The organism is Nocardioides mangrovicus (genome assembly GCF_003674065.1).
Taxonomy (GTDB): domain Bacteria; phylum Actinomycetota; class Actinomycetes; order Propionibacteriales; family Nocardioidaceae; genus Marmoricola; species Marmoricola mangrovicus.
In genome coordinates, this window is the sequence record NZ_RDBE01000006.1 from 725,560 (window position 1) to 734,050 (window position 8,491).

Annotated in this window: 7 protein-coding genes; 3 read left to right on the forward strand and 4 right to left on the reverse strand. The window is 72.4% G+C overall.

The window, feature by feature from the left end; genetic code table 11:
- Positions 1-18: 18 nt before the first annotated feature.
- Positions 19-1,776 (reverse strand): DUF2207 domain-containing protein, encoded by a 1,758-nt coding sequence (locus tag D9V37_RS20440; RefSeq protein WP_198412454.1) that lies wholly within the window; start codon positions 1,774-1,776, stop codon positions 19-21.
- Positions 1,777-1,786: 10 nt separating this feature from the next.
- A complete protein-coding gene (gene hflX, locus D9V37_RS09420; protein WP_121805832.1) occupies positions 1,787-3,247 on the reverse strand; it encodes a GTPase HflX in 1,461 nt (486 codons plus the stop codon).
- A 54-nt stretch (positions 3,248-3,301) separates the two neighbouring features.
- Here hflX and D9V37_RS09425 point away from each other — a divergent pair, with 54 nt between their 5' ends.
- From D9V37_RS09425 to D9V37_RS09435, 3 genes are read left to right on the forward strand one after another with little or no spacing between them, the layout of a single operon-like run.
- Positions 3,302-3,598 carry a hypothetical protein gene (locus D9V37_RS09425; RefSeq protein WP_121805833.1) on the forward strand — a complete coding sequence of 99 codons (297 nt, stop codon included), beginning with the start codon at positions 3,302-3,304 and terminating at the stop codon, positions 3,596-3,598.
- Positions 3,598-4,413 carry an SDR family oxidoreductase gene (locus tag D9V37_RS09430; protein WP_121805834.1) on the forward strand — a complete coding sequence of 272 codons (816 nt, stop codon included), beginning with the start codon at positions 3,598-3,600 and terminating at the stop codon, positions 4,411-4,413. The genes D9V37_RS09425 and D9V37_RS09430 overlap by 1 nt, the downstream gene beginning before the upstream one ends.
- A 47-nt stretch (positions 4,414-4,460) precedes the next feature.
- The gene (locus D9V37_RS09435) at positions 4,461-5,000 is read left to right on the forward strand and encodes a TIGR03086 family metal-binding protein (protein ID WP_121805835.1); all 540 of its coding nucleotides are present in this window, start codon (positions 4,461-4,463) and stop codon (positions 4,998-5,000) included.
- Positions 5,001-5,093: 93 nt separating this feature from the next.
- Here the strand turns inward: D9V37_RS09435 and ggt are convergent, their stop codons facing one another.
- Positions 5,094-6,944 (reverse strand): gamma-glutamyltransferase, encoded by a 1,851-nt coding sequence (gene ggt, locus D9V37_RS09440; protein WP_121805836.1) that lies wholly within the window; start codon positions 6,942-6,944, stop codon positions 5,094-5,096.
- A 45-nt stretch (positions 6,945-6,989) separates the two neighbouring features.
- A complete protein-coding gene (locus D9V37_RS09445; protein WP_121805837.1) occupies positions 6,990-8,438 on the reverse strand; it encodes an alpha/beta hydrolase in 1,449 nt (482 codons plus the stop codon).
- Positions 8,439-8,491: the final 53 nt, after the last annotated feature.

Here is an 8,491-nt window from a genome sequence, read left to right on the forward strand (position 1 = left end):
GGGAACCTTTCGTCGGACTCACCATGAACCACCACCGCCTCCGCCGCCGCCCCCGCCGCCGCTGAAGCCGCCGCCACCGAACCCGCCGCCACCCGACGAGCTGCTCTGGGTGGCCTCGTAGGAGGAGATCGCGGACTGCATCGAGCTGTTGAAGCTGTCGCTGAACGAGGCGCCGGAGAACCCGCCGGCGCTGCCGGCGTAGTAGCCGCCCAGGAAGTAGCCCGGCACCGGCGGGTCGGCCTGCATCTCCACCCGGTACTTCTCGGCCCACACGTCGGCGACGCCGAACGCGACGGCCCAGGGGATGTACTGGGTGTAGAGCTCCTTGCGCCCGGAGAAGTCGAAGCGCTGCTCGCTCGACGGGGTGCCGATCACACGACGGAAGCCGCCCACCTTCGACCAGACGTCGCGGCCCTCGGCGGTGCGGATCGTGGAGGCACCGGTGCGACGCAGCGGCGCCGCGGCCACCGCGAAGGCACCGAACGGCAGGCCGACCGCGGACATCTCGAAGGGGTTGGCGAAGCACATGAAGAGCAGCACCACGAAGGCGACGAGGCTCAGCACGGCACCGAGCTGCACCACGCCCCTGCGGACCATGAGCCCGTTGCTGATGGCCCAGCCGCTCACCGCGCCGTTGAACCCGCGGCGGGCCGCCTTGAGCGTCTCCCCGGCGTCGGTGTCCTTCTTGTGGGCGGTGAAGGTGGAGCCCTGCCCGGTGATGCCGAGCGCGCCGGCGACCTGCTGGGTGAGGACGTCGGCCTTCGACCAGTCGCCGCCCTTGGTGCCCGTGATGGTCCAACCGTCGTCGCGGCCGTCGAGACTGACCAGCCCCTTCTCACCCAGCTGCAGGATCGAGGCCGCGTACATGTCGTCGGTGACCTTCTCGGTCAGCAGGTAGGCGCCCTCGGCCGGACCGATGCCCTCCGGCGGGGCGTACATCAGCGGGAACGCCGGGTCGTCCTCGTGCGCCGTGCGACCCATCGCCAGCCCGGCCGCCAACGCTGCTGCGGCCAGCAGCAGCACGAGGACCAGCGCGACCACCGAGTGGCCGAGGACCGGCTCGAGCCGACGCGACCACGGCAGGGTGTCCTGCCCGGGCGGCGCCACGGCGACGGTGGTCTTGATCGTGACCGGGGTGTGCGGTGCGAGCGAGCTCGTCGTCACGCGCAGCGTCCGGCCGCTGACGGTGGCGGTGCATCCCTGCGACGCGCCCACGCCTCGCGCGCACTGCACCTGCTGGGGTGCGGCCGGCAGCGTCGCCGTGAGCTGGCTGGCGCCGATCGACATCTGCCAGCCGCTGGGGATCAGGTTCCAGTAGAACTGCGAGGCGTCGCCGTCGTCGGCCAGCACCTTCGGCACCTCGTAGGTGATGACGTAGGTGTGCTGACCGGTCAGCGTCTGGTCGGCGTCGCCGATCTTGGCCACGACGTAGCGACCGCCGTCCTCGTGGCTGAGCTCCAGGCCGTCGGCCTCGCCGTCGCGGGTGACGCGGATGTCGTGCGGCACCAGCCGGACGCGGTCGTTCGCGGCGTCGACGGTGTCGAAGAACCGGAAGATGCCGTGACGCGGGGTCGAGAAGTTGACCAGCAGGGTCTCGGTGGCCCGCAGCGTGCCGTCGCGGTCGACCTGGAACTGGGCCTGGTAGTTCGAGATCGTCGCCGGGTCCGTCGTGGAGGTGGCGTCGCTGCTGCCGCCGTCGGCGTTGAACAGCGCGGGCGCGATAACGAGCAGCACCACCACGGCGAGCCCCAGCACCGACCCGACCAGGCGCTTCATGGGCGCGACGCTACCGGTTCGTGGCGTCCCCCACACCCACGAACGCCGCCAGCGCCTGGGCCAGTCCCTCGTTCACGCGCGCGTGAACGAGGGTGCCGTCGGCGGTGTGGTCGAGCGAGAGCACCTCGCCGTGCTCGTGGATCCGGTTGACCAGGTCGCCGCGCGAGTACGGCACGAGCGCGGTCAGCTCGACCGCGGGACGGGGCAGGTCCGCCTCGATCGCGGCCAGCACCTTGTCGACGCCCTCGCCCGTGCGCGCACTGACCGGGACGCTGTGCGGCTCGCGGGAGAGCAGCCGCGAGACCACCAGCGGGTCGGCGGCGTCGGTCTTGTTGACCACGACCAGCTCCGGCACCTGCTGGGCCCCGATCTCGCCGAGCACCTCGCGCACGGCGGCGAGCTGGCCCTCGGGGTCGGGGTGGGAGCCGTCGACGACGTGCAGCACGAGGTCGGCGTCGGCCACCTCCTCCAGCGTCGAGCGGAAGGCCTCGACCAGCTGGTGGGGCAGGTGGCGCACGAACCCGACGGTGTCGGAGAGGGTGTAGACGCGCCCGTCGCCGGTGGTGGTGCGACGGGTGGTGGGGTCCAAGGTGGCGAACAGCGCGTCCTCGACCAGCACCCCGGCGTCGGTGAGCCGGTTGAGCAGCGAGGACTTGCCGGCGTTGGTGTAGCCGGCGATGGCGACGCTCGGGACGGCGTTGCGACGACGCTCCGAGCGCTGGGTCTGCCGGGTGGTCTTGAGGTGGGAGAGCTCGCGGCGCAGCTTGGCGATGCGGGTGTTGATGCGCCGCCGGTCGGTCTCGATCTTGGTCTCACCGGGCCCGCGGCCGCCGATGCCCGCGCCGCCGGCGACCCGGCCGCCGGCCTGGCGGGACAGGTTGCCGCCCCAGCCGCGCAGCCGCTGCTTCATGTAGTTCAGCTGCGCCAGCTCGACCTGCGCCTGGCCCTCCTTGGACTTCGCGTGCTGGGCGAAGATGTCGAGGATCAGCGCGGTGCGGTCGACGACCTTGACCTTGAGCCGGTCCTCCAGGTTGCGCAGCTGACCGGGGGCGAGCTCACCGTCGCAGATCACGGTGTCGGCGCCCGTGGCCGCCACCACCTCGCGCAGCCCCTCGACCTTGCCGCGACCGACGTAGGTGGCCGGGTCGGGACGGTCGCGACGCTGGTAGAGGGCGTCGAGCACCTCCGAGCCGGCGGTCTCGGCGAGCAGCGCGAGCTCGGCCATGGAGTTCTCCGCGTCCGCGATGCTGCCCTCGGTCCACACCCCGACGAGGACCACGCGCTCGAGCCGCAGCTGGCGGTACTCGACCTCGGTGATGTCCTGCAGCTCGGTGCGCAGGCCGGCCGCGCGGCGCAGCTCGTGGCGCTCGGCCAGGTCGAGCTCACCGGTGGTCAGGTCGGGCTGGTCGTCCCAGGCGTCGGTGGCGGCGAGCTCGGTGGCGAGGCTGAAGTCGTCGGGTGCGTTCGTCATACGTGAGCCAGCCTAGGCGGGCACGGCGGCGGAGCACAGTGATTTGCTGTGGGTATGAGCGATGACGAGCCCGAGGTGACCGAGCACCTCAGCGAGGACCTCTCCGGCGGCATGGGCACCAGCAGCGAGCGCGTGGGCAAGGTGCGTGGCTCCCAGGAGCCGGCGACGTCGGGAGAGGTCCCGACCTTCACCGACGACGCCCCCTCCCCCGACGCCGCGCCGGAGCAGTCCGCCGCACACACCCACCTCGACGAGAACCCGCCCGACCCGCCGAACAAGCGGCACGACAGCCGGCTGCACGGCTACCCCTCCGCGCCCGACGAGCGCGGCGAGGGTCGCAAGGGCACCTGATGCTCGCCCTCACCGGCGCCACCGGGGCGCTGGGCGGGCTGGTGGCGACGGCTCTGGGGCCCGAGGTCGACCGGCTCGTGGTGCGCGATGCCTCGCGGGCGCCGCGGCAGGGTGCCGAGGTGGTGGAGGCGACATACGGCGACCGCGAGGCGTGCCTGCGTGCCTTCGACGGGGTCGACGTGCTGCTGCTCGTCTCGGCGGCCGAGTCGGCCACTCGTCGCGAGGAGCACCGCACCGCCATCGAGGCGGCCGCCGGGGCGGGCGTGCGCCACGTCGTCTACACCAGCTTCGCCGGAGCGTCGCCCGACGCGCTGTTCACGCTCGGCCGCGACCACCACGACGCCGAGCAGGCCATCCGTGCCAGCGGGATGGAGTTCACCTTCCTGCGCGACAACTTCTACGCCGACGTGCTGCCGCTGTTCGCCACCGACGGAGTCATCGCCGGTCCCGCGGGCGGGGGCCGGGTGGCCGCCGTCGCCCGGGCCGACGTCGCCGACGTCGCGACCGTCGTCCTGCGCTCGCCCGCGGACCACGTCGGCGCGACGTACGAGCTCACCGGCCCGGAGGCGCTCACGCTGACCGAGGCGGCGCAGCGGCTCACCGAGGCGCTGGGCCGGCCGTTCTCGTTCCGCGACGAGAGCCTGACCGAGGCCTACGAGAGCCGCCGCCGCTGGTCGAGCGAGCAGTGGCAGCTCGACGCATGGGTGAGCACCTACACCGCCATCCGCGACGGCGAGGTGGCACGGGTGAGCGACGACGTCGAGCGGGTCGGCGGCCACCCGGCGCGGACGCTGGAGCAGGCCGTCCGCCCCTGACGCGTTCCTTCTAGCGGCCCTCGCCGCCGCGCGGAAGGCTGGCGGGCATGAGCGAGCTGACCGAGCAGTACCTGGCCACCTGCCGGCGGTTCACCGACGTCGTCGACGCGGTGACGGACTGGTCCGCGCCGAGCCCGTGCGAGGAGTGGACCGCCGCCGACGTCGTCGAGCACGTCGTGAGCGGTGAGCAGAAGTTCCTGCGCGAGCAAGGCGCCGACCTGGCGGAACTGCCCGGCGACGGACCGGCCGAGCGCTGGCACGCCCACGTCGAGCAGGCCGGCTCGGTGCTCGCCGACGAGGGCTTCGCACGCAGGGAGTACGACGGCTTCATGGGCCCCACGACGCCGGAGAAGCAGCTGGCCTCCTTCTACGGCTTCGACCAGGCCGTCCACCGCTGGGACCTGGGCCGCGCCGCGGGCCTCGACGTCGAGCTCACCGGCGCCGAGCTGGACAGCGTCGAGGCCAACTTGGACGCCCTCGGCGACATGCTCTACACCCAGGGCGCCTGCCACGACCCGCTCGAGGCCCCCGACGGCGCCGACCGGCAGACCAGGCTGCTGGCCCGGATGGGCCGCCGGGCTGGCTGAGAAGGTGCGCCAGCACCGTCTCGAAGCCAAGCCCCTGCCCGACCGTTCGCGGGTTTCGAGACGGTCGCTGCGGGACTTCCTCGGCCGGCCGCCCTAGCGGCGCTTGACCACCAGGGCGGAGCCGCCGCCTCGGCGGGTGGGTTCGGAGACGGCGATGAGGGTGCCGTTGGCTCGCAGCTCGACGGCGGTCGCGGCGCCGATCTCCGCGGCGCTGGTGCCGGGGGCGCCCGGCACCGCGAAGCTGTGGCCGAACGCGCCCAGGGCGGTGCCGTAGGTGTCGATGAACGCCTGCTCGGCCTGGGTCGAGGCGGTGTTGCGCTGCGAGGCGCGGGGCGCGGCCAGGGCCTTCTCGATCGGCATTCCGAAGTCGATCCGGTTCACCAGCGTCTGCAGCACGGTGGTGATGATCGTGGCACCGCCGGGCGAGCCCAGCGCGAGCCACGGCCGGCCCTTCTTCATCACGATGGTCGGCGAGATCGACGACCGGGGCCGCTTGCCGCCCTGGATGCGGTTCGGGTCGGTCGGGTCGTAGGCGTTGGTGAAGTCGGTCAGCTCGTTGTTGAGCAGGAACCCGCGCCCGGGCACGACGATGCCGGAGCCGCCGGTCTGCTCGATCGTGAGCGTGTACTCGGCGATGTTGCCGTGCCGGTCGACCGCGGTGAGGTTGGTGGTGTTGAGGTTCTCGGTGTCAGGAGCCGTGCGGCCGGTCGACGCGGTGCTGCAGCCGGTGGCGCCGAGGTCGCCGGCGGCGGTCGGGGTGGTGAAGGCCTTCGTCTGGTCGATCGCGCAGGCACGGGAGCGGCCGAACGAACGCGAGAGCAGCCGCTTGACCGGCACGTTCACGTAGCGCGGGTCGCCCACGTAGGCGCCGCGGTCGGCGAACGCCAGCGCGCTAGCCTCCAGGTAGTCGTGGAGCGCCTGGACGCGGGGTTCCTTGCCCAGGTCGAAGTTGCGCAGGATCTGCAGCGCCTCGCCGACCGTGGTGCCGCCCGACGTCGACGGCGGGGCGCCGTAGACGTCGAGTCCGCGGTACTTCACGTGCGTCGGCTTCTTGACCAGCACGCGGTAGCGCTTGAGGTCGCCGGCGCTCAGGTAGCCCTTCGGCACCGGCAGCGTGGTGTCGGCCCGCTTCGGCGGGTTCTGCGCGGTGCGGGCGATCTGCCGGGCCAGCGGGCCGCGGTAGAACGCCTCGACGCCCTTGCGGGCCAGCAGCCGGTAGGTGCGCGCCAGGTCGGGGTTCTTCTGGACCGCACCGACCGGGCGGGCGTCGCCGTTGGGCAGGTACAGCTCGCGAGTGGAGTCGAAGGCCGAGAAGCGCGCCTTGTTCTCCTCGGTCTGCTGGTGGAACGTCGAGTCGACGACGAACCCGCGACGCGCGAGCTTGATCGCCGGCCGCAGCGCCTGGCCGAAGCTGAGCGTGCCCCACTTGCGCAGCGCCGTGGCCCACGTGGCCGGCGTCCCGGGCGTGCCGACCGAGACGCCGCTGGTGACCAGCTCGGGGGTGAAGTTGTAGGGCTTGCCGGTGCTGGGGTCGACGAACGCGTCGGTCGGCATCGTGCGGGGCGCCGTCTCGCGACCGTCGATGACGTGGGTCTTCTTGTGCTTGGCGTCGTAGACCACCAGGTAGCCGCCGCCGCCGATGCCGGAGCTGTAGGGCTCGGTGACGCCGAGCGCTGCGGCCATCGCGATGATCGCGTCGGTGGCGTTGCCGCCCTGCCGCAGCACCTGGCGGCCGATCTTGGAGGCCTCCGGGTCGACCGAGCTGACCGCTCCCCCGGTGCCGACCTGCTTGGCCGTCTTGACGTTGTAGTGCGGGTGGTGACGCCGCTGCTGCCCGGATCGGTCGTGGGCATCGCCGAACGCCGGAGCCAGCGCGGCTCCGGAGACCGACAGCGTCAGCGCCAGCGCAGGGCCGACCACATGGCTGGTGGCAAGACGGGACATCAGGGTCTCCTCCCGAGTGAGAACTCTCCCGACCCTGTCGGTTTCTCAGGGGCAGCGCAACCCGTCCTGCGGGGGCGTGGCGTCCACTAGGTAGCGCGCGACCGCGTCGTCCACACACGCCTTCCCCTGGCCGAACACGGTGTGGCCGTCGCCGACGTTGGTGATCAGCACGCCCTGCGGCAGCCGGTTCGCGACCTTGACGCCGGCGGCGTAGGGCGTGGCCGGGTCGCCGGTGGTGCTGACGACGACGATGGGCGGCGATCCCGTCGCCGTCAGACGCGGCAGCGGCTGCGGCTTGACCGGCCACAGCGCGCACCGCACGTAGTCGTTGACCAGTCCCTCGCCGAGGACCGGGGCCTTCGCGGCGATCGCCTTGGCGTTGGCGAACACCGTCGACGGCTTCGTCGGCCAGGCGCTGTCGAGGCAGCTCACGGCGAAGTAGATGTCGAAGCCGTTGCCGTAGCTGCCGTCGGGCTGACGGTCGAGGTAGCTGTCGGCGAGCTCGACGAGACCGCTGCCGTCGCCCTGCATGCCGTCGTCGATCGCCTGGCTCAGGGTCGGCCAGGATCCCTTGCTGTACAGGGCTGCGCCGATGGCGAGCTGCACCACTCCGGGAGTGGCCGGCCGGTCCTCCGAGGCCGCCGGGATCGGCTGGGCCTCGGCCTTCGCGATGAGCTGGGTGACCGGCGAGGCGGGGTAGGAGCGCAGGTAGGCCTGCAGTGCGTCTTCGAAGCCGACCGCCTGGCCGTCGGCGGCCTGCAGACCGGTCTGCTGGGTGTCGACCACCCCGTCGAGCACCATCGTGCGGATACGGGTGGGGAACAGCTGGGCGTACATCTGGCCGATGACCGTGCCGTAGGAGTAGCCGAGGTAGTTCAGCCGCTTCTCCCCCAGCGCCTCGCGGATGCGGTCGAGGTCGCGGGCCACGTCGAGGGTGCCCAGGTGGGAGAGCAGTCCCTTCTCCTTGGTGGCGCACTCGTCGACGTAGGCCCGGCTCACCTCGAGGTAGTGGGCCCGGTCGGCGGCGTCCTCCATCGTCGGGTCGGCGTCGTACATCTGCTGCAGGTGGGAGTGGCAGTCCAGGGCCGGCTCGCTCTGCCCGACGCCGCGGGGGTCGAAGCCGACGATGTCGACGTGCTGGGTCACCGACGTCGGGAGGGTGACCGACTTGGCGAAGTCGACGCCCGAGGCGCCCGGACCGCCGGGGTCGACCAGCAGCGAGCCGGTGCGCGTGCCGGTGGCCGACCGCTTGAGCAACGCGAGCTTGATGCTGCGACCGCTCGGGTCGGCGTAGTCGAGCGGGACGGTGACCGTGCCGCACTGGTAGCCGCCGCAGGCGCGCCAGGCGACGGCTGGCGTGCCAGCGCTCGAGCTCGGCGTGCCGCTGGACGCGGACCGGCTAGGCGAGGAGCTCTCGGTGGCCCCCTGCTTGCTCCCGACCGAGCAGCCGGTCAGCAGCAGGACGGCGAGCAGGAGCGGGAGCGCCCGTCTCACAGCTCGGGTCTCACTTGGGCGGCATCCGGATGCCGCCGTCGACGCGGACGACC